General features: G+C 39.2%; 15 protein-coding genes. 1 reads left to right on the top strand and 14 read right to left on the bottom strand.

Features of this window, described 5'->3' with window-relative positions:
* Positions 1 to 47 precede the first annotated feature (47 nt).
* The 14 genes from BCL90_RS07740 to BCL90_RS07675 form a co-directional block, all read right to left on the bottom strand.
* Positions 48 to 2,372, bottom strand: coding sequence for a DUF5703 domain-containing protein (locus tag BCL90_RS07740; RefSeq protein ID WP_394341700.1), 2,325 nt, complete (start codon positions 2,370 to 2,372; stop codon positions 48 to 50).
* 487 nt (positions 2,373 to 2,859) lie between these two features.
* Positions 2,860 to 4,287 (bottom strand): sialate O-acetylesterase, encoded by a 1,428-nt coding sequence (locus BCL90_RS07735; protein ID WP_121283388.1) that lies wholly within the window; start codon positions 4,285 to 4,287, stop codon positions 2,860 to 2,862.
* Positions 4,288 to 4,494: 207 nt separating this feature from the next.
* Positions 4,495 to 4,668: a hypothetical protein gene (locus tag BCL90_RS07730; RefSeq protein WP_208529860.1), complete on the bottom strand. Its 174-nt coding sequence runs from the start codon at positions 4,666 to 4,668 to the stop codon at positions 4,495 to 4,497.
* A gap of 61 nt (positions 4,669 to 4,729) precedes the next feature.
* The gene (locus tag BCL90_RS25610; protein WP_166792195.1) at positions 4,730 to 4,903 is read right to left on the bottom strand and encodes a hypothetical protein; all 174 of its coding nucleotides are present in this window, start codon (positions 4,901 to 4,903) and stop codon (positions 4,730 to 4,732) included.
* 22 nt (positions 4,904 to 4,925) lie between these two features.
* Entirely contained in the window at positions 4,926 to 5,519 is a 594-nt protein-coding gene (locus BCL90_RS07720; RefSeq protein ID WP_121283386.1) for a hypothetical protein, read from the bottom strand.
* A 24-nt stretch (positions 5,520 to 5,543) separates the two neighbouring features.
* Positions 5,544 to 8,987: a glycosyl hydrolase gene (locus BCL90_RS07715; RefSeq protein ID WP_121283385.1), complete on the bottom strand. Its 3,444-nt coding sequence runs from the start codon at positions 8,985 to 8,987 to the stop codon at positions 5,544 to 5,546.
* Between the two features lie 127 nt (positions 8,988 to 9,114).
* The gene (gene fucP, locus BCL90_RS07710) at positions 9,115 to 10,416 is read right to left on the bottom strand and encodes an L-fucose:H+ symporter permease (protein ID WP_121283384.1); all 1,302 of its coding nucleotides are present in this window, start codon (positions 10,414 to 10,416) and stop codon (positions 9,115 to 9,117) included.
* 137 nt (positions 10,417 to 10,553) lie between these two features.
* Complete coding sequence (locus BCL90_RS07705; RefSeq protein ID WP_121283383.1) at positions 10,554 to 10,997, bottom strand: MaoC/PaaZ C-terminal domain-containing protein; 444 nt, start codon at positions 10,995 to 10,997, stop codon at positions 10,554 to 10,556.
* 591 nt (positions 10,998 to 11,588) lie between these two features.
* The gene (locus tag BCL90_RS07700) at positions 11,589 to 12,671 is read right to left on the bottom strand and encodes a Gfo/Idh/MocA family protein (RefSeq protein ID WP_121283382.1); all 1,083 of its coding nucleotides are present in this window, start codon (positions 12,669 to 12,671) and stop codon (positions 11,589 to 11,591) included.
* Entirely contained in the window at positions 12,668 to 13,906 is a 1,239-nt protein-coding gene (locus BCL90_RS07695; RefSeq protein ID WP_121283381.1) for an extracellular solute-binding protein, read from the bottom strand. Before BCL90_RS07695 ends, BCL90_RS07700 begins: the two co-directional genes overlap by 4 nt.
* Complete coding sequence (locus BCL90_RS07690) at positions 13,899 to 15,062, bottom strand: CaiB/BaiF CoA transferase family protein (RefSeq protein ID WP_121283380.1); 1,164 nt, start codon at positions 15,060 to 15,062, stop codon at positions 13,899 to 13,901. The genes BCL90_RS07695 and BCL90_RS07690 overlap by 8 nt, the downstream gene beginning before the upstream one ends.
* Before the next feature lie 141 nt (positions 15,063 to 15,203).
* On the bottom strand, positions 15,204 to 16,355 hold the full coding sequence (locus tag BCL90_RS07685) for a CaiB/BaiF CoA transferase family protein (protein ID WP_121283379.1): 1,152 nt from the start codon (positions 16,353 to 16,355) through the stop codon (positions 15,204 to 15,206).
* The gene (locus tag BCL90_RS07680; RefSeq protein ID WP_121283378.1) at positions 16,352 to 17,512 is read right to left on the bottom strand and encodes an ABC transporter substrate-binding protein; all 1,161 of its coding nucleotides are present in this window, start codon (positions 17,510 to 17,512) and stop codon (positions 16,352 to 16,354) included. Before BCL90_RS07680 ends, BCL90_RS07685 begins: the two co-directional genes overlap by 4 nt.
* A gap of 224 nt (positions 17,513 to 17,736) precedes the next feature.
* The gene (locus tag BCL90_RS07675; RefSeq protein ID WP_244095072.1) at positions 17,737 to 20,430 is read right to left on the bottom strand and encodes a glycoside hydrolase family 2 TIM barrel-domain containing protein; all 2,694 of its coding nucleotides are present in this window, start codon (positions 20,428 to 20,430) and stop codon (positions 17,737 to 17,739) included.
* 274 nt (positions 20,431 to 20,704) lie between these two features.
* On the opposite strand from BCL90_RS07675, the gene BCL90_RS07670 reads away from it, so the two are divergent.
* Complete coding sequence (locus BCL90_RS07670) at positions 20,705 to 21,478, top strand: IclR family transcriptional regulator (protein ID WP_121283377.1); 774 nt, start codon at positions 20,705 to 20,707, stop codon at positions 21,476 to 21,478.
* Positions 21,479 to 21,911 lie beyond the last annotated feature (433 nt).

Here is a 21,911-nt window from a genome sequence, read left to right as displayed (position 1 = left end):
TTCAGTGCTGATTAGATCCTGAAACAAGTTCAGGATGACGATACCGATTAGTTAATCATATTAATTATATCTGCTTTCCTTAATTCCGGCAATACTTTCAAATCTATTAATTTTCCACCTTTTAAAGTGCCTTCAACAGTAGTTTGATATGGCGCATAAAGTTTGAAATGAACATCCCAATCTTTTGGCCATGCCGGGCACAAATATATTTTTTTCCCATCAACTTGCATCAGCATTTCTTGTAAACCGATCATTCCCGATCCTCCCCAATTATGATCAGGCACCCAATCGAAACCTGGCCCCCAAAATGCAGGAAACCTCCTGCCTGAATCTTTTAATTTAGCGGTGGTTAGCTTCGCAGCCTCATTGGTTAAACCAAGCCTTGCCGCAAAAATATTGTCTTGTTTCCATCCGACATGACTACTGAATTTCAGCACGTCGGTGTCATATTTAAAAGTGTTCATCGCAGTGTCTAAACCAGGTTTACCAATTCCATAAGTGCCCCATGGATATACAGGATACAACTGCGGACTTTCGGTATTATTGATGCGCTCCCAAAGTTTAGCAGGAGAAATGGTAGCATGTCCATCGAAAGTCCTGAAACTTATTGGCGGAATGGTTTTCAGCATCGCTGTCCATTCGGTTTTATTAGTTTCAGACAAAGAAGGTTGTTCAATCAATCTCTCCAAAACCGTTTTTAAAGCTGCAATTGTAGAAGTGGAATTGTAAGCCATTTTATAGGTTTCAGCTGCAGACCCCGGGTATAAAACCAAATGACCATTGGCATCTAAAGCTTTTGCCCCACGTTGTTTGGCTAAATAGGTATAATGCTCTTTGAAAAAAGTAAGTGAGCTTTCAATTAAAGGAATGTACTTTTCTATATTTTTGCCGCCATATCTTTCGGTTTCCAAAATCATCATACAAAACTCCAATACAGTATCCCACTCGTATTCTAACCAGGCATTGTATTCCATACCCTTATTAAAATCGGCAGGGCGTTTCCAGCCATACTCAGCAGGATTTGGTAATCCGAAATTTTCTAATTGCTCGGTAAAACTTGCTCCCTTGTGTCCCCAGGCGGCTTCTGTTCTGATTTCTGCATTTTTCAACAGATCCAGATAAAAATCGAACTGAGGTTTCATCAGGTCAAAATCCCCGCTTTTTAACATGGGCCAATATACCAGGCGTTGGTTTTGAGCGGTATGCGTTCCACCACCCCAGTTCCTGAAATCGGGTGTATATTTTAATGTCGTGTCGGTTAATTGGGGGTCGAAAGTAAAAAGTCCGCCATTGAACTTCGTTGGGTATTTACCAAAAGCATTACAACCCAACATATATCTGAACAACTGGTAATTTCTAGCAGATTGATTTGCGGTTTCGTCTTTAGCATTGATGTAAATGAAACTTTTTTTCCAGTAAGCATTCCACCATTTTATACTGGCTTTTTGGTTATTTTTGTTATTTACAACATTTAAAGCTTTCTCCCATTCACTAATCGACGCCGTTTTTGATGTATTTAACTTAATGGTGATGTAATTTGAAGCAGAAGGTTTTTTACTTCTCAACATCCAGGCTTTAAATGGTTTACTTAGGTATATTCCGGTATAGTTTCCAGCAGGCACCATATTGTTGCCTTGCATAGAGCCTCCAAAAATGAGATTTTTTAAAGGGTTAAATAGATCAGCTTTCCTGTCCTCCAATCCTTGTTGTTTTACAGTAACATCGAATACGGTTTCAGCTTTGTTTTGATGATAGAATTGAACGGTGTTGTTTTTAAAAGCTATTTCGTCTTTAAATGTTTTAACAATACCCTGGGGTGCCCACTTATACGAATTCTGATTGTTCTCTTTGCCTTTTGTGATGCGGTCTTCGAAACGCCAGCTTTGGTAACTGGCTTGGGTAATTATTTTTTGGTTTGATTTTACATCAAGGTGGATTACCGGATTAAACACATCAACCCAGACCTTAATTTGAGCATTTAAGCTGCCATTTTTGCCTGAAATCTGAGCATAGCCATCTTTTAAAATCAATTCTTGTTCGAATGTTTTTCCTTCGAATGGATTTGGGCTTAAGCTCAGTTTTACGCGACCAAGTTTGAGTAAGGTATTATTTTCGTCGAATGTTCCACTGCGTGATAAGTAGAGATAAACATCACCTTTTTCTACCCAAAGGTTTAAGCCGATATCACCACCTCCTACGGGCATCGATTCTGATGAATTATTACTTTGTGAGGTCCAAATTATATTGTCTTTTTCTTGCGAAAAAGCATTTGTGCTTATCAACCACAAAGACACAAACACCAAGGAAAGAGTTGTTTTTTTTAGGTTTATGTTATTTAACAATATAAGGTATGTAAGGACATTTGAGCGCATGGTGCACATGCTTTGTGCTCTTTGTGCCTTTGTGGTTAATTTTATTGTTTGTAATATGTTTGACCACCTGAGAGCAGCTAAGCCAACATGCTTAATAAATTTCAACCATATAAGACATGTGAGGACATTTAAGCGCCTGGTGCACATACTTCGTGTTCTTTGTACCTTCGTGGTCAATTTTGTAGTTTCTAATATGTTTGACCACCTGAGGCACCTGAGAACAGCTAAGGTAGCATGATTAATGAATTTCAACCATATAAGCCATGTGAGAACACTTAAGCGCCTTGTGCACATACTTTGTATTCTTTGTGCCTTTGTGGTTAATTTTGTTGTTTCTAATATGTTTGACCACCTAAGGCACCTGAGAGCAGCTAAGGCAGGAAGCTTGATGAATTTCGACCATATCAGACAAATAAGAGCATTTAAGTTCTCAGCCAAAATATTTAGTGCTTCTTGTGTCTTCGTGGTAAAAATCATTATTCGATTATTAATTATCCCAGTTATCGGTACGGAAAGAGGAAACAGGCAAGCCATCATTTCCAAATAAGTCGCCGGTTACAAAATCTTTAAAGGCATAACGAACAGCAACAGGTACTTTAACTTCAGGAGCTGAAACCGTTATGCTACTACCTTTTATGGCCGCTTTTGCCGGATAAAATTTCTGATCGGCACCTGCAATTTCGAATAAAGATAGTTCTTTACCAAAAGAAGTTAACCCATTCGGTACATTTTGAAATTTGACTACAGCTGTATTCTTTTCTACCGTTAATGATTCGTAATTCGGACTTGCAAAACCAAAACCTTTTATACCATAGGTTTGCGCCAATGCAAGATAAGCCAATCTCTGTCCGCCTTGTTTCTTATTTGCCGGATGGATTGATTTTTCTTCGCCAATATCCAATAAAACAGCCATTCCGGAATTCGGTATTTTAGTTAAAGATTTGCGTTGTGCATCCCGTAAATAGGCTGAATTATATTTTCCACCAACATGATATGGCGGGAGCTGCGCGTAATTGTATGGTACAATTTGAGCATAGAAAAATGGAAAATCGCCATTATCCCAATTTTTACGCCACGAGGATACCATTGCCGGAAAAAGGTCTTCGTAACGGTCTGGTCGTTCATAGTTAGATTCGCCCTGGTACCAGATCGCCCCTTTTATGCCATAACCAATTACCGGATAAAGCATGCCATTGTACAGTGTGGTTGGTGTGCGGCTCACTTCTTTTATGCTATCTCCTTTTGAAGGAATCTTGATTTCTGTATACGGTTTTAAATCCTGGGGCGACATCCAGGCCTCAATAGTTGAACCACCGTAACTGTCGTTGATAATCCCGATTGGCACATTTAACATTTCGCTTAACAGAGAGCCGAAATAATAGGCTGTAGCGCTAAAATTAGAAACGGTTTCTGGCGCAGCTAATTTCCAATCAGACGGCTTGCTGTTTTCTTGTCGTTCATTGATTGAGGAGCGGGGAACGGTATATAACCTGATATTTTTATTCGCTGATTTTAAAATTACCTCATTTGAACCAATGATAGGCTGGCTTTTGAAACCTTTCATTGGCATTTCCATGTTTGATTGCCCTCCACAAAACCAAACTTCACCAATCAGGATATCTGTTAAAACGAGTTTTTCGCCATCATTGAGTTCCATTTCGTATGGTCCACCAGCTGATGGTGTTGAAACTTTGACTTTCCATTTACCACGCTGATCAGCAGTAACCGTATAATTTTGTTTATTCCAGGAAGTATTGATTTTTACCCTGGTTGACGGCTTGGCCCAGCCCCAAATGGCCACTTTGCTTTGTTGTTGCAAAACCATGTGATCGGTAAAGATGGATGCAGGCTTTACCGTGGCTGATGCAACAAGGCCACATGCGAGGTTTAAGAAAATTAAAAGTTTTAGTTTCATTTGTTATTATTTTTCATCACTTAAGACTCCCTAGTTTTAGTTACCATATAAGAAATTTAAGTTGTATATAAGCTCAATAGTATATTTTTTGTTTCTTATTTATCGACCACCTGAGCCACCTGAGCGCATCTTAGTTTATTACCTTATAACTATTAATCGCTATAACCTTATATTTTCTTACATGTCTTATATAGTAAAACATAAATATCATCTACTCACAGGCAACCAAACCGACATTTCCGAATGGCCACGGTTTCCCAAGGTAAAGTATGGTACCAGTTTTATTTCAGTGGCTGTATTTTTATCTTCAATCGGCCTGTACAACACATTTTTCCAGTTGTTTGGCTCTCCTATTTTTACGTTACCGGTCAGACTCATCATTTCGGCACCATGGTTTCTGTTTTTACTTTAAAACGATCGGCCCAAAAGCCTTTTGTCCAGGCTATATCAGCCATATTGAAACTACGTATTTGGCATATGGAGAATTTGATGTATTCACCAAAGCTTTATCCTGTGCTTTTAAATTTCCTATTAGAAAAAGCATCGCAACAGTAAATACCTGAATTAGTAAAGCCTGAGAGACAAAATATTTGTTAATATGAAGTAACTTTTTCATTGTTCTTCTGTTTAATTGAATTTTACCAGTATAATTTATTGCCAAAAGATTTTAAATTCTGAAGCGTAGGCAATGGCCTTATCATTATTTTATTTGTGTACTTATTTGACTCTTTTGTAGAACCTAACGGAGTTGTAGTTGCTGTTTTCACTCCAGACACAAGATCAAACACGGTCTCGGTTGTCGAATTTTGCCCATCATATACTACGCTGGAGATTTTAATCAATTGGAAACTTCCGTTTTTATAGATGAATTTATGTTCAAATCGGACATCATTTTTTTCGGAGTTCATTAATAAATACCCTCCTTCAATAAAAAAATATGGTATTGAATTCTTAGTATGTATGCCGTTTATGTATTGGGGTTCAATTACACTTGTTGAAGAGAAAACCAATTTAAATTTTTTATTGGGCTGTTGAAAAAATATTTGCAACCTCAAGGGAACGGATGCATCGATGGTATCCATTGTTATTACGGTTTTGTCAGCTAAACCATCTTTATTTAAATCACCTTTTTCTAACCTGATCTGGACATTAAAATTATCCTTTGCTTTCTTTTGTTGCGCGAAAACAACAGTTTGAACCAAAACAAGAAATAGTACAATTATTTTTTTCATTTATTTGAAATATTTAATGCTCAATTATTCTTCCACTTGTATCACTACCGGACCTAATAAGCCCGCAGGATTTAAAGGTTTACCTTCTAACCGGAAAGGCGCAGTTGTTTTGGTAATTCTTTTATTTTCAGGCAATTTACTATCACCTATTAAACGATTAGCCCAGGTATTGGTCACTTCAATCGTAATTTGATTTTTACCATTTTTGATGGCTTTACTAATTTCTAAACGATGCAGAGCAGTCCACAAAGTACCACAATTTATACCATTGATTTTAACTTCTGCAATGCTGGAAAACGCTCCCAAATCAAGCCAGATTTTACCTTTAAGATTTCCATTAAAGATGAAGCTTTTGCTATATACAGCAGTTCCCGAATAATATTTAACCAAACTATCTGTATTTAATGTCCAATCGGTTAATTCATTAAAAATGACAGGTTTTGATGGGCCCGCATATGCCGTATCGAATTTTGCCTGCCAGTTTTTGGAGATATCAATATCAGTTTTTTTGACCTCTTTTGCTTTCGCATCCCTTAGTTGCTTCTCTGCGCTTTGCGAATTGGGTAAATAAACACCTGGCGTATCTAAAACCACAAAGATTGATTGATTTGCATACATGGTTAAATTTAATCTTGTTCCGGCAATAGTGTCGTTGAGTTTATCGGGTTTAACCCAGGTATTGCTTACTGCATCATAAGTCTGTACAGATTTTTTACCCCTTCTTAAAGTTAAAAAAAGTTCTCTTTTTCTATTTTCCTGATTAGTGATAAAATAAATCTCCTTTTCTCCATCAATTCTATGTGCATAACCTATACCCTTTGCATAATTTCCCTTAGCCTTGTCATCTGTTAAGTCGCTTACCTCTAAATCTCTTCCTAAACCTAAGGCATCAAAAGTTTCTCCGTAGAACGGTGCTTTAAAAACCTGACCTAAACCTAAATCTTTCTTATAAACTGGTCGACCATTATTTTTATAAGACTCAAAATTTCCCTCCCAAATCTCTTCTACAATATTATCAAAAATAGTTTTTTTAACTTGCTTAATTTCAGATTGATACAATGGCTTATCTCCAATAATTACTTTAGCACCAGCTTTAATCAATTCCAGCAGTTTTTTAACAGTGCGATAACTCATATACTGATAATTCGGATTCATTTTCATGTTGCCTGGTATTATCAAAATTTTATATGAGGCACCGCTTTCGAAAACCACATTACCATCTTTTACTGTTGCGGTATTTAATACGTCTGGATTAAAACTATCATAAGCGTAGCCACGTAAAGGATTTACCCAATTTTCCGGACCGGCCATGTTTGCAGAATGGGTTACACCGGAAGGAATTTGCCTTAAAGGTTCACCAATATTGGCAAGTCGTTTCTGCTCTGCTTCTACTACATCTACGCCAAAAATGCCGGGTAAGGTTTCAACCAAACGATCAGGTAATACGGAACGGCGTGGCAATTCCTCACCCGTAAAAACGGCAATATCGACAATTGGTTTACCCTGCTGAAGTAAATTTTGAGTACGTTCTGCATATTCTATCCATGCTTTTCCCGCTTTCCACCAGGTTTGGTCACGTTGGAAATATAGGCCAACCCCATCTAAAGTCATTCCTGGTTTGCGACCAGTCCAGGGGTTGTGTGTAAAAACATGATATACCAATTTATTGATCCCTAAGGCATAATTACGATCCTGTAGCGTTTTCATATTTGCCGGGTTTTCATTCCAGTCCATTCTGACTGTTGTAAAAGCCTCTGCCTGGATAATGTTTTTCCCATAAATATGTGCGCCAGAAATGGCATCCAACATATCATTTGGTTTGTCATGCGTGGGGCTATTTAACCAAAATTCGCCCATTGGGATATCGACAGTTTTGTAATGCATTAAACCATCACTCATCATCGTTGGTGCAATACTTTCGGCAGTAAAGGTTACACCTTTCTCTTTTGCCAACTTGGCAAGCGTTTTATAAAACTGGTCTACAACCAATTCTGAGATCGTTTTTCGAACATCGTAAAGGAAATTTTCGGACACGAATACATTCTCTACAGGTAATCCGGTCATGATGGGTAAATAAGGCGTTAAATCGTAGCCCCTACGCTTTAAAAACTCGGCTTTAAATACCGGTGACCAATTCTGACTGCCGCATTCCCAGCTGTCTACATGAAAAACGCTTAAAACTTTTTTAGCGATTTCTGGTCCGCCATGCTTTAATGCCTCCCCATACCAATTCTTGAACTGTAATTTTACGGCTTCCGGATTAAATTTATCACATTCCAATCCTTTTCCACCGCCACCAGTTGCATTGGTATGTCCTGTTGAAGTATGGCCAATTCTTAAGATTGTCCAATTGCCTTTCTGCGCTTTCCAATTTAAAGTTCCGTCCTTATTTAATTTATCTGAAAGATTAATAATTTTATTCAACGGCACACATAAATTCTTAGCAATTTCAGCGTCGATACTTCTTTTACTCACCCGCCAAACAGAACCGTTTTTACCTTCAAACTGATTGATCTTTGCTTCTGATGATAACTCCAGATTGACCAGTTTTAACGATGGCTTCCATTTGGCCGCATCCAGATCTTCTGAACCTGGTTCAGATTCCTTTTTATCATAAATAAACCTGAATAATTTGGCGGTGGTAGGTACAATGGAATGGGTAACATCTTCATCAGTATCCTGCCAGCCATGTCGTGGGGCTTCCAACCTACCTATGGATCGGAAATTTTTCCCATCATCACTTACCTCGAGAGCCAAACGTTGCGCCTGATAATTATTTCCGCTGACTTTAATGCTTATGGTTCTGCAGGTAAAGGGCTTTGCAAATTCATATTGAATATAACATGGCTCATTTGAACCAAAGTTTTTCTTATTCTGTGGCTGAATGAGGCCCGTGGCATCAGCTCCATTGCTTGTAGTAATTTTTGGAATAACAGTTGTCGTAGAGAGGTTTTCACCAACGGGAGACGGATATGCATAAACTGCTATATCCTTATAATAATTTTCTTTTGATTCTGGTTGAGGTAAAGTGATTTTACTATTTGAATTACTGATGTTTATCTTAGACCACACCACTCTTTTCATGGAAAGTTCTGGTGTAATCCACGGTCCACCAGCTAATGCGAAACCATCGCTCACATGCATGCCTAATTTCAAACCTAAACGTTTTGCCTCGCTCATGGCAAATTCAACCATTTTCCACCATTCTTGTGTTAACTGAACTGCAGGTAGCGAGTAAACCGGTGTTTTATCTGGCCCCTGGATACTCATTAAATAAGCACCTGCTATGCCATTTGATTTCATCGCTTCAAGGTCGGCAGTGATACCTGCTCTGGATACCGCTCCTTTAACCCAATACCAAAATACCCAGGATTTAGCATTTTCATTCTGTTGCGCATCAGCATTTAACGCCAGGAAAAAGCTTGACAACAGCACAGATACCAGAATTTTACTAAACCTCAATTTCATTTTTTAAAAATTTATGGTCATGCCCAGGGGTGTTTTTACTACCCGAAGCAATCTTTCTCTTCAACAGAAATACTTTTACTAAAAATATAGATAGACTTTATTTTACTAACGTAATGACCAACTTATATTATTTGTGTGCGATTTTATACCCTCTTAAGCCGAAATAAAGAATAACCACAAAACACACCAATGGAATGCTGTAACCGATCTGAATATTATCGCCATACATATCGATTAAACTTCCCATTCCAAATGGTAAAATGGCTCCGCCCACAATCGACATAATCAACCATGATGACCCTGGCTTGGTGTCGTCGCCGATTCCCTCTATTCCTAACGCAAAAATGGTTGGGAACATAATCGACATAAAAAAGCCTATTGCACCCAGCGCATAAACCACGTAAGATCCTTTGCCTAATATGGCTACCAAACACAATAAAATAGAGATTACCGCATAGATAGCGAGCAGCTTATTCGATGACACAAACTGAAGAATCGCGGTTCCTGCAAAGCGGCCAACAGTAAATAATAACCCATAAATTGCCAGATAAGATGCAGCTGTTTTCTCGTCAAACCCGCCGCCTTGCTGGGCCATTCTAATAAAAAAACTGGTTACGCAAACCTGCGCGCCAACATAAAAGAACTGAGCAACAACTGCCCACTTTAAATGTTTGTGTCGTAGTGAACCGAAAAAGCTTCCCTTTGCTTCACCATCAATGCTTTTCGTTTTAATTTCCGGAAGATGAATAAAGTAGAATATTGCGGCTATAACTAATAACACTATTCCAAGCGTAATATAAGGTGTTTTCACCGACGCGGCCTCTTCAAGGAAGTAGTTATTTCGGCTAACTTCAGTCATCGCAGCCAGCTCTTCTTTTGTGTGCGATTTACCCGACAGGATAAACAATCCGCCAATCATTGGTGCAACCATTGCAGCCAATCCGTTGAAAGATGCAGCCAGATTTAATCTGCTTGTTGCTTTTGCAGGATCGCCCAATACGGCAGCGTAAGGATTTGCTGAAGTTTCGAGCATGGTTAAACCGCAACCAATGATGAAAAGTGCGATCAAAAATGTGATGTAGGACAGGTTGTTGGCAGCTGGTACAAATAAAAATGCACCAAAAGCAAAAGCAAGTAAACCCGAGATCATGGTTGCTTTATATCCCCATTTTTTCAAAATCATTCCGGCTGGAATAGCCATTAAAAAATAAGCGAAGAAAACAGAGGTATCAATCAACGTTGATTGTTTATTATTTAAATTACAGGCTTTTTTTAAATGGGGAATCAGAATCGAATCGAGGTTATGCGCCATTCCCCAAAGGAAAAACAAGCTGATTACGAGTATAAATGGTAATAGATACTTCTTTCCTGATGAGGGATCGCCGTCGGTTACAATTTCTGGTTGTGTGGTTATTGGTTCATTAGTCATTGGTTCATTGGTTTAGTTCTATAGTTGGTTAGCTTAATAGTTGATTGGTTCATTAGTCATTGGTTCATTGGTGTTGTAATCATGTCTGGTAAACTGTCGCTATAGGCACCCAGACGAATGAACTATTGACCGTTGAACTAATGGACCTTTTTCACGACTAAGAGATGATCGCAGACTAATACCACTTCTCCGTGTTGGTTAATGATTTCTACGTGTTCGGTTATAGTACCATATTCCGGTCTTTTGCTGTCTCCTTTTTCAGAAATGGTAATTTCGGAGTGAATGGTATCTCCAATAAAAACAGGTTTTACAAAGCGCAGTTTGTCGTATCCTTTACTCATGGCCTCCGGATTAATTTCTGATGCGGTTAAACCGATCCCAATGCTAAAAATCATGGTTCCATGTGCGATTCTTTGTTTGAACGGTTGTGTAGCACACCATTCTGCATCCATGTGGTGAGGGAAGAAATCGCCGGTATGACCTGCGTGAACGACAAAATCAGTTTCTGTTATTGTGCGACCTAGCGTAACACGTTTATCCTGTAATTGATAATCTTCAAAAAATGTTGATTTGAAATACATAGTTTTAGTTTCTTATAAGCGATACAATCGCTTTTCTCATACATCCTCGTTACAAACGAGGACGATTTAATTTTATAATTCCGTCATTGCGAGTTTTCGATTTTTCATCGAAACGAAGCAATCTTTCTCGCAAAATAGATTTCTTCGGTAATCTTAAAATTTGTTTATTTTGTATACATAATTTGCTTATCTAGGCGATATAATCGCTTTTCTCGTACGTCCTCGTTATAAACGAAGACGATTTAATTTATAATTCCGTCATTGCGAGTTTTCGATTTTTCATCGAAACGAAGCAATCTTTCTCGCAAAATAGATTGCTTTGGTAATCTTAAAAATTTGTTTATATGAAATGCATAATTTTGCTTTTGTAAGCGATATAATCGCTTTTCTCGTACATCCTCGTTATAAACGAAGACGATTTAATTTTATAATTCCGTCATTGCGAGTTTTCATCGAAACGAAGCAATCTTTCTCGCAAAACAAATTTCTTCGGTAATCTTAAAATTTGTTTATTTGAAATACATAATTTGCTTATTTAAGCGATACAATCGCTTTTCTCGTACATCCTCGTTATAAACGAGGACGATATTCTTATTTATTTAATTGCTCCTTCACTTTAACGCCTCCAATATCACTCGATTTATACGCGCTTTCTACCACAGCCATGGTTTGAATCACATCCTCGACACTAGTATTTAAAACATCGCTTGAACCTTCATTATACCGCATTAAATTGGCCATCGTGCCGATAAAAGCCTCTGGAAACCAGGAGCCTTCCAGTTTTACAGTTTGCCATTCTGATGATTTCCCCTCTTCTACAATGCAATATTCAAAAACATCAGGTACACCATGCGGATAATCCATCAATAAACCAATCTTCGCTACAATCGCACCTTTGGTTCCCTCCCATTTAATATAACTTTCCTGGTGGTTTGGACCGAAATCGTGATCATGATTGGTGTTAATCACCGCATGCATGGTATCTCCATAATCGAATAAAATGGTAGAACGGGATGATGACAAACTTTTAGCCGGATGTTTTAATGTTTTAGCCAAAATACTTTCCGGATTACCCAAAAACGAACGGATTAAATCTACATAATGAATGCTGTGGTACTGAATTTCTAAACGCGGATGAATAATTACATGAGGAAAAATCTCCCAGGGCGTTTTAATCGTCACCCGAACCTCCATATCGTACAGTTCGCCTATTAATCCTTCATCGATCAGGTATCTTGCAGCACTTACAAATGGTGCAAAGCGCAACTGAAAGTTTATAGCTGCCTTTAAGTTTTTCGACCGGCACAGATTGAGGATTTCCTTTGCCTGTGTAAAATCATCACCCATTGGTTTTTGGATCAGTACGGCACTTCCATCAGGCAACTGTTTTAGCGTTTCAATATATTGTTCGGGCATGATGGTTAGATCATAAACTGCGTTTGCCGGAGCCAGCTTTACAGCTTCAGCAACCGAATTGTAAACGTTCGGAATGCCGAAAGTATCTGCCAGTTTCTGCGCCCTTTCTTTGGTTCGGTTTACAATGCCGTGAACCTCAAAACCTGCAATTTTATAGGCCGGAAGATGCGCATCGGCCACAATGCCACCTGCACCAATGATGATGATGGGCTGTTTGCTTTGTGGTAATTCTGGTTTATATTTTATATCAATGCTCATTTGTCAATTTCGTTAATCTGGTTTTGTGCCAGTCGGATCAATTCTTCGGTTGATTGATCTGTATTTATGGCCTGCAAAACCATCTGATCGATTATTGCTGCAATTGCAGCCCAATTTGTTTTTTGTGGTAACATATTGGCTACTTCATGTAAAGCTTCGAGTTTATGATAGTATGGAATGATTTGATTGATTTCTTCATCTGTCCAGGTTGAAATCCGACAACCAATTCCGCCTTCTAAGGTGAGCTGTTTATCCTGTTCCCTGCTTAGGGCAAAACGAAGAAAATCGTATGCGATATCTTTGTTTTTACTCCCCCTGGCAATGGTGTAAAGCCAGTAAACATTTAAAGAAGCTGATTTTTCATTAATGGCTGAGGGTAAAAGTTCAACATCAATTTTGCCTTTCACTTTTGAATTTGCATCTACTTCGCACATGGCTGCAAAACCAAACCAATTGATCATCATTGCAGCTTCACCTTGCGAAAACGCAATTCCTGCAGCAACAGATTCGAATTGTGCTGATTTTGGGTGAACAGCGGTTTTGTCGTTCACTATCGTGCGGTAGAAATTAAGCCCGTCAATTGCCGCTTGGGTATTGATCTGGATATGGCCATGTTGATCAACCAGGCTTCCACCCCTGGTCCACAATTGCAAACAAAAATCAAAAACAGTATTATGGCCATCAGGATAACAGGCGAAGATACTTCCGTAAAGATTATCCTGAGGACGGTTAAAGAACCTGGCAATCTGATGAAAATCTTCCCAGGTTTTCGGTACATCTAAAATCTTTCCATACTGCGCTAAATAGTTGGCTTTTTCAGTTTCGCTTTCAAACAGATCTTTGCGGTAAATGAAACATTCAGGCCCATCGTGAAAAGGCAGCCCTACTACTTCCCAGCCAAAACGCTGTAAACTTAGCAGCGACTTGCTCCACCCTCTCGGAAAATCGTCGGGTTTATTTTTATTGATGTAAGGATTTAAAACTTCAAAATCATGATTGGTATAACCTTCTAAAATCCAATCGGTGCTGATGTGTGCAATATCGAAATCGCCTTTGGCTAAACCTTTTTGGGTAATGGTACTGTCGTAAAGCTCGTGTAAATCCATCACCACCATTTCCAACTTTAGTTTGCAACCCGAAACTATACAATATTGATCCCAGAATTTCTGCATGGCAGATTCAAAAGGGGCAAATTTACGGACGGCTATTCTGAAAGTTTCTACCTGGTTATGCATTTGCAGTTGTATGCTGTGTTATAAATTCTTTGATAATTTTCTCATTATCCTGTCCTAATTTAGGCGAGCCTTTTGATGAGGTAAGCAACTCACCATCAATCCGGATCGGGCATCTGGTGGTTTCATATTTGTAACCATCGATCATTTCCACTTCCTGAATCATGTTCAACACCTTAAACCCGTCGTGCGCCATTAGCGCATTCCAGTTTAAAACATCGGCACACCAGATATCTGCCGGTTCCAGTATGGAAAGCCACCTTTCGGTGGTGGCCGATAGAAGATGATTGGCTAAAATAGTTTTAATCTCATCCCGTTTATCAAACGCTTCGCTCACTTCAACGTAATCTTCCAGCTGCTCGCATCCGAGCAAATTGCCTAACTGTGGAATTGAACCCATTGCCAGGGCTAAATATCCGTTTTCTGTTTGATAAATCCCATAAGGAGCACCTAAATATGCGTTTGCATTGTTCTTTTTTGAGCGTTCGGGTAAGCATCCACCATCATTCATAAAGGTGCTAATGGTTTCGAACTGAAAATCGTAAGCCGATTCCATCATGCTTACTTGTACCAATCCGCCTTCATTTTTTATGGCTTTTCGATATAAACAAGCTAAAAGTCCTTGTGCTAAATGCGCGCCAGCCAGCATGTCTACAATAGATAACCCCATGGCAACAGGACCGCTATCGGCATTTCCTGTTAAAGAAGTTAGGCCGGTAACCGATTGTAAAAGTAAATCCTGACCTGGCTTATTTTTCCATTCGGTAGCGGTTCCATAACCTGATATTTCACCATAAATAATTGCAGGATTTAAAGCGATAACCGATTGATAATCGAAACCTAAGCGTTCCATCACACCTGGACGGAAGTTATGAATCATTACATCTGCTTTTTTTAGCAGTTCGCGAACCATTTCGCAATCTTCTTCGCTTTTTAAATCAACTTCAAAGCTTTCTTTGTTTCTGTTGATGGCATGAAAAACTGATGATTCGCCATTCATAATCAGGTTCGAAGTATAAAGTGTGCGGCAGATATCGCCAATACCCAAACGTTCAATTTTGATTACGCGCGCACCCATATCGGCGAGGCGCAAACCTGCCGATGGTCCAGAAAGAAACTGGCTGAAATCGATAACTAAATAATCTTCAAGCGGTAGCATAATTTTATTTTTTAAATTTCGCACTACGTCATTGTGAAGCACGAAGCAATCTTTTATCGGTCGTCATTCCCAACTCGATTGGGAATCGTAATGCAATAAGCCTTAAGATTCCCGCCTGCGCGGGAATGACGACTAAGTTTTTTATTTTAATTCAAACTCTTTATTAATCTCTGCCGTATTTCCTCCAAGTTTTGGTGCGGCTTTACTAGCAAATAATTTTTCGTTATCCAAGCGGATCGGGCTCACGGTTGTCTTTATTTTTTTGCCATCAGCTAAATCTAACTCCTGCTCAATCTGTAAACTTTTATAAGTATTCATGGCTGTAGCAGTTTGATAACTCAGTACTTCTGCGCACCAGATACCATGACTTTCCAAAAGATCAACCCAATGTTTTGTATTTTCCTTTTTAAACGTTGCAGCTAAGCGAACAATTAACTTATCGCGGTTTTCGAAAGCCGATCCTGCTTCTATATATAGATCAGTAATATCGCAATTAATGATTGCACAGATATTTGGAAGATTACCCATTGCCATTGCAATATAACCATCGGAAGTTTCGTACATGCCATAAGGAGCGCTTAAATAAGCATGCGCGCTTCCTTTTGCTCCGCTTCTATCGGGTAATTTCCCGCCATCGTTCAGGTAAGTGGTTAATACTTCAAATTGTACATCTAAAATGGATTCCAACAAACTCACCTCAACCAACACACTTTTATTGGTTTTTGCCCTTTTGATTAAAGCGCCCATAATACCTTGCGCCAAATGGTTTCCGCACATGATATCAGAAACAGAAAGTCCGAAAGGCACTGGTCCGTCTACGTCAACTCCTGATAAAAAAGCAAGACCTGAAACGGATTGAACCAATAAATCCTGACCTGGTTTATTCTTCCAAGGTCCTTCATTGCCATAACCGGTTACCATACCATAAACAATTTTAGGGTTCACCTTTCGAACTGTTTCATAATCCAGGCCAATTTTCTCCATCACACCAGGACGGAAATTATGCGTCATCACATCGGCCTTGCTGATTAATTTTTTTAATCTTTCTAAATCTTCAGGATTCTTTAAATCTGCAGCATAACTCTCTTTATTTCGGTTTATCGTATGAAAAAGTAAACTATCTTCATCTATAAAAAGATTTTTAATGGATAGTTGCCTGCAAGCGTCGCCGGTTTTTGGACGTTCAATTTTGATTACACGTGCGCCTAAATCGGCCAGTTTTAAACCAGCCGACGGACCTGCCAGAAACTGGCAAAACTCTAAAATCAAAAGTCCTTCTAACGGCTTGTTCATGATAATACTAAACTTTTAGATTTTTGATATAATTCATTCATCGCTGTTAAAACCTGTATTTCATCTCCACCGTTCATTAAATAATCACGCACCACATCTCCTGCATGGTCTTGAAAATACATTGAACCATGGTAACGTGGGCGGAGAAAAGCTCTTTGTAAGGCAGGTAAAGTATTCCGAAAATAATGCTGACTCTGACGGTTTACTTCTTCGTTTTTCCAGGCCGCTAAATGCCCCGGTTGACCACCGCTTTCAAAAAACAAGGTGGATTGACAAGCTGGTGAACCCACAAATGCTACATATTTGGCAGCCATCTCCAATGCTTCGCATTTAGCAGAAATGGCTAAACCAGTTCCGCCTAATGTGCTTCTCAGATTGGTTTTGCCATCTAAAGAAATCATATCGTGAAAATGCAAGGTTTTGCGTGCATAACCGTTACGCGAGTAGTTTGAATAGCCATAAGCGAAAGGGCAATATGCAATTTCGTCGTTTAAAGTCATCGCTTCATACACCTGAATGGGGTTTCTGTTGAAATTGGCTTTATCCATTTTTGAAGCCAATTCCCGGTACATTTTCAAAACCTTAATACCTGTTTCAGTGGAAACCACTTCCTCATCATTTTGGCAGGGATCTTCACCTAAAGAACAGCAAAGTGTATAAAAATTCATTAATACATCAATCGGAATACCTGCAAAGGCAACTAAACCTTTATCGGCAAGTGCCAATAAATCATCAAAAGATTGAGGTAGTTGTAGTCCTTTTTCAGCAAGCAAATCAGGTCTTGAAGCAGCTACAGGAGTTGCCGCATCTATTGGTAAGGCCCATAAATGACCCTCATAGAAGTAACTTTCGTAAGATTGTCCAACAGAATTTTCTTCCTGGCCTTTTAAATATTCCGGAGAAAGGTAAAGATTCAAAGGCACAATTGATTTTGTTTTGGCAGCAAAACCTGCCCAGGGATGATCGATTACCAACAGATCAAATCGTTCTGCCAATTCCTGGATTGAAAAATCAGCAAATTGCTGTAAACTTCTTTTTTCCCAGCTGATGTTTACATTTGGGTGTAATTCTGAAAATCGCTGCGCCGTAGCCACCATCGGCAAAAGCCCACGACTGTGGTTCCAGGTTATTCCTTTTAAATTAATTGTATTCTCCACTTTATTTGCAATTAATGGTTGGTGTATCCACCGACCATGTTTCTATTTTACTTATTATCGGTTGGTGAGACACCAACCGATAGGTTTTAAGTTTATGGTTCGTGGGGACACGAACCACGGCCAAGGAATCAAGTTTTTTTCCCTCTAATGGTTGGTGTCTCACCAACCATGTTGTTTTTGTTTCGGTTGGTGAGACACCAACCGATAGAATCATTTCTGTTATTCTATTTACCTGTTTTTATAATTATCGATGAAGGCGACAAACCAGCTGATGATGCCGTTAGCTTAATCGTTCCCGTTTTTTCTGTTGACTGTACTATAGCTAAACATACCCCATGAAAAGCCTTGCGGTAATTGGCTTTAAAAGGCTCTAAACTTGCCTGAAAGCCATTATCAACGCCAGCGATAAAGCCAACTCCATCTAGTTTAAAATCAACCAGATTATCAGCATCCGGCACTACATTTCCGGCAGCATCTAAAATGCGGACAGTAACAAATGACAGATCTTTGCCATCGGCTTTGATATTCTTCCGATCGGCTATTAATTCAATTTTTGCCGGCTTTCCTGCGGTTTTAACTTCCCGCACTAAAATATCTTTCCCGTTTTTACGTGATACCGCTTTTAATGTTCCAGGCTCAAAAGGCACCTTCCAAAGCACGTGTAAATCATCACCATGTTTTGATCTTTTACCTAAGGATTTTCCGTTCAGGTAAAGTTCTACTTCATCTGCTTTGTTGTAATAAGCCCATACTTCAACTGATTTCCCTTGTTTCCAGTTCCAGTGAGGCAGAATGTGTAACACTGGTTTATTCGTCCACTCGCTCTGGTACATGTAATATGAATCTTTCGGAAAACCTGCTAAATCGACAATGCCGAAATAAGAACTTCTGGCCGGCCAGGGATATGGAAGCGGTTCACCCAAATAGTCGAAACCTGTCCATACGAATAAGCCAGCTACATGATCATATTTTTTAGCTGCTGCCCAGGTTTCTTCATGTGTGGAACCCCAATATGCCGAAACATTATCGTAAGCAGATGCCGACCATTCCTTATTGCCTTCGGTAAACTTTGTTTTTCCGTCTTTAGGCCAGCGGCGGATCGTATCGGCTGTATCATAAAAACCCCTGGTTTCTAGCGCAGAAGTAGTTTCCGTTGCTAAAAATTTGACTCCTGGATAATTTGTAGGGAAGTCTTTATACAGTTTGTGATTGTAGTTTAATCCATAAATATCAAGCGCATTGGCCTGGTAGATAAAATTCTTTTCTGCTTTTGTTTCGGTTAGTGCTGAAATTACCGGACGGGTTTTGTCCAGATTTTTAACAATACCCACCAATTCTTTGGTAAGTGCCACACCCGTACTATCGAACTGTTCGCGGATTTCGTTGCCGATACTCCAAAGAATAATAGATGGGTGGTTGCGATCGCGTTTAATCATGTCCTCCAGGTCGCTTTTGTGCCATTCAGGAAAATTTAAGTGGTAATCGTTTTTGGTTTTCTTTTTCACCCACATATCGAAAGCTTCATCCATCACAAGGAAACCCATTTTATCGCATAAATCTAAAAACTCAGGAGCTGGTGGATTATGAGCGGTACGGATGGCATTTACGCCCATTGCTTTCATTATTTCCAGCTGGCGTTCCATAGCCCGAACATTTACTGCAGCGCCTAAAGCACCTAAATCATGGTGCAGGCAAACACCCAAAATCTTCATTGCTTTGCCGTTTAATGAAAATCCTTTTTGTGCATCGAAGTTAAATTCCCGGATTCCAAATGGTGTAGTATAACTGTCGATAATTTTTCCATCGGCCTGCATAATCTCGGTAACCAGTTTATACATAACCGGCCGTTCAACCGACCATAATTTGGGATTTGCAATGTCCAAACCATTTGTAACCAACTTAGAAGTGTTCTGATCAACCGAAATCCGCCATTGCTTTTGCACGATTTTCAATCCTTTATCATCGAAAATGGTGGTCAGGATTTTATAATTGCCCTTTGCTTTGAATTTATTTTCGAGTTCGATATCAACAGCGATTGATGCCAGGCTTTCAACAGGAGATAAAATCCTGTTTTCAATGCTCTGACCTTTATCGCCACTTGTAACAGTAGTTTTCACAAAGACACCATTGCATTTTACTGAAACTGCTGCAGCTGAGGTTAACCACACATTTCTATAAATTCCTGAACCGGAATACCAGCGCGAATCGGGCTGTGCAGAATTATCGACCTTAACCGCAACGCTATTTTTTCCAGTTTTCAAAAACTTACTGATCTCGTAAGAAAATGAGCTATAACCATAAGGTCTTTTGCCCAGATACTGTCCGTTAATCCAAACCTCACTATTTTTATATACACCATCAAATTCGACGGTGATTAGTCTGTTTTTAAAGTTAGCCGGTGCTGTAAATTCCTTTCTGTACCAGCCTATGCCAGTGGGTAAACCTCCACCTTCAGGTTTCGCGGGATTTTTCTCATCAAATTTACCTTCAATGCTCCAATCGTGTGGTAAAGTGAGTTTTCTCCATTTCAGATCGTTAAATGAGGATGATTTTGCATTTGGCTCATCACCTAAGAAGAATTTCCAATCCTTGTTGAAGCTAATTCTGGTGCGAGGTTCAGGAACGGCATAAACACGGGAGGTCATCGTTGCAGGGTAGGAAGCAATCTTACTACTATGGGTGGGCTTTTCTTCTGCATTAGGATTGCTTCCCCGAAAAGCCGTAACAGAGAGTGCCTCGCAATGACTTGATGCACATAGTTTTGACGATTGCATTTCCCAACTTAAACCCGGCGATTGTGCATCAATTCCAATCGGATTATTGCGATATTCACCATCCAACTGAGCAACCTTAAGATCTTTCGCAAAAAGCGGAATGCTTAACAGGTAAAGCCAGGAAAAGATTAAGAGTTTACTCATCATTTAATCTACACCATTTCGGCGTTTGCTTAGGTTTATAAATGGTTATCAGTGATATAATTTCTGGAGAAATAAATTCTCAATTCTTTTGAATTAAGCCTTTAAAATTCCGTAACTTTAAATTACCATCTCTAATTCAAATATAAATGTTTTTTTTAAATATGAAAACATATATTCATATTTAAATTATGCAAAATCTTCTGTTGTATAAATAAGAAAGCATTTTGTAAGTTTGAAATTGTAAAAAATACGCTACAGCCAAATTTAAACCCGCATGAACGAAAAAGAATCGAAGTACCAGGCCCCTGCTTTGGATAAAGGACTTGATATATTGGAATATTTATCAGCACAATCGATCCCATTGTCTCAAACTGAAATTGCAATTGGTATTGAGAAAACACCCAACGAAATATACAGGATGTTGATGAGTTTGGAAAGTAGGGGTTACATTTTACGCGATGAGGTTTCGGGCAAGTACAGGCTATCACTAAAACTTTTTTATCTTTCACACCGGCACTCACCTATTGATGAGCTGCGTAAAGCGGCACAGTTTCCGTTGGAAGAACTGGCCAATACCATCCGCCAATCGTGCCATTTGAGTATTTTATACATGAACCAGGTCATGGTGATTATCCATGCCAAAAGCCCTGGCCCAATTGCACTTTCCATTGAAGAAGGGAATTTATTTCCCTTACCATTAACAGCATCAGGCAAGGTTTTATTGGCCTATATGCCCGAAGCTGAGCGTATAGCAACCTTAAAAAACAACGCAATTTTCAAGAAATATGCCAAACCGCAGCAAGAAGATTTCTTAAGTTCTTTAACGGATATTCAGCAAACGGGATCTTATTTTAAAAATAGTGATTCGGTTTCAGGTGTGACCGATATTTCAGTACCAATCGGTATAGCAAGTAATAATGGCATTATTGCCTGTTTAACCATTTCGATGTTAAATGCGCTAAATGTAGATCAGACGATTGCCAACGATGTGATTCTTGCCGAGGCCTACAAATGCGTTAAAAAGATTGAGCAAAGGATTGGGGTTTAACTCCCAACTCCCTAAAGGGGGATTTGACCTTCTAGTAGCTAATATAACTGTAAACCGCTAACTGCCAACTGATTTTGGCGTTACCCAAGCTGCGCAAGGGCCCGGGCTTTGCAGGGCTGCGCTTCGCTCCGGTACCGATGAAGACCTGTGAAACAAGCAAGCATACCGTAATTAAATAAAAACAGATGCTTAATCGGTACTGAACCCTTACAATCCCTAACGCGGAATTTTGTCCCGGTAAGCTATTGAGCGATTTAGTTTGTAGCCAAAAACAACTGAGTTTTGTTAAATAAACCTGATAGAACGGAAAGCCCGAAGCGAACAATGAGTGAGGACTTGGAGGGAGAGCAGGGCTTTCATAACCTAAAAGCACCGAACCCAGCTTTTCCAAATAATATTGAACACCTTAATAATCGAAGTATATCATTCTATG

This window comes from Pedobacter alluvionis (genome assembly GCF_003664035.1).
Lineage (GTDB): Bacteria > Bacteroidota > Bacteroidia > Sphingobacteriales > Sphingobacteriaceae > Pedobacter > Pedobacter alluvionis.
The sequence above is the reverse complement of the archived record's forward strand: the minus strand, read 5'-3'. Positions and strand labels throughout refer to the sequence as shown.

Excerpts from the sequence above, each read along its gene's own strand:
- BCL90_RS07740 (WP_394341700.1), bottom strand. The coding sequence starts at position 2,372 with ATGCGCTCAAATGTCCTTACATACCTTATATTGTTAAATAACATAAAC.
- BCL90_RS07735 (WP_121283388.1), bottom strand. The coding sequence starts at position 4,287 with ATGAAACTAAAACTTTTAATTTTCTTAAACCTCGCATGTGGCCTTGTT.
- BCL90_RS07730 (WP_208529860.1), bottom strand. The coding sequence starts at position 4,668 with ATGATGAGTCTGACCGGTAACGTAAAAATAGGAGAGCCAAACAACTGG.
- BCL90_RS25610 (WP_166792195.1), bottom strand. The coding sequence starts at position 4,903 with ATGAAAAAGTTACTTCATATTAACAAATATTTTGTCTCTCAGGCTTTA.
- BCL90_RS07720 (WP_121283386.1), bottom strand. The coding sequence starts at position 5,519 with ATGAAAAAAATAATTGTACTATTTCTTGTTTTGGTTCAAACTGTTGTT.
- BCL90_RS07715 (WP_121283385.1), bottom strand. The coding sequence starts at position 8,987 with ATGAAATTGAGGTTTAGTAAAATTCTGGTATCTGTGCTGTTGTCAAGC.
- fucP (WP_121283384.1), bottom strand. The coding sequence starts at position 10,416 with ATGACTAATGAACCAATAACCACACAACCAGAAATTGTAACCGACGGC.
- BCL90_RS07705 (WP_121283383.1), bottom strand. The coding sequence starts at position 10,997 with ATGTATTTCAAATCAACATTTTTTGAAGATTATCAATTACAGGATAAA.
- BCL90_RS07700 (WP_121283382.1), bottom strand. The coding sequence starts at position 12,671 with ATGAGCATTGATATAAAATATAAACCAGAATTACCACAAAGCAAACAG.
- BCL90_RS07695 (WP_121283381.1), bottom strand. The coding sequence starts at position 13,906 with ATGCATAACCAGGTAGAAACTTTCAGAATAGCCGTCCGTAAATTTGCC.
- BCL90_RS07690 (WP_121283380.1), bottom strand. The coding sequence starts at position 15,062 with ATGCTACCGCTTGAAGATTATTTAGTTATCGATTTCAGCCAGTTTCTT.
- BCL90_RS07685 (WP_121283379.1), bottom strand. The coding sequence starts at position 16,355 with ATGAACAAGCCGTTAGAAGGACTTTTGATTTTAGAGTTTTGCCAGTTT.
- BCL90_RS07675 (WP_244095072.1), bottom strand. The coding sequence starts at position 20,430 with ATGAGTAAACTCTTAATCTTTTCCTGGCTTTACCTGTTAAGCATTCCG.
- BCL90_RS07670 (WP_121283377.1), top strand. The coding sequence starts at position 20,705 with ATGAACGAAAAAGAATCGAAGTACCAGGCCCCTGCTTTGGATAAAGGA.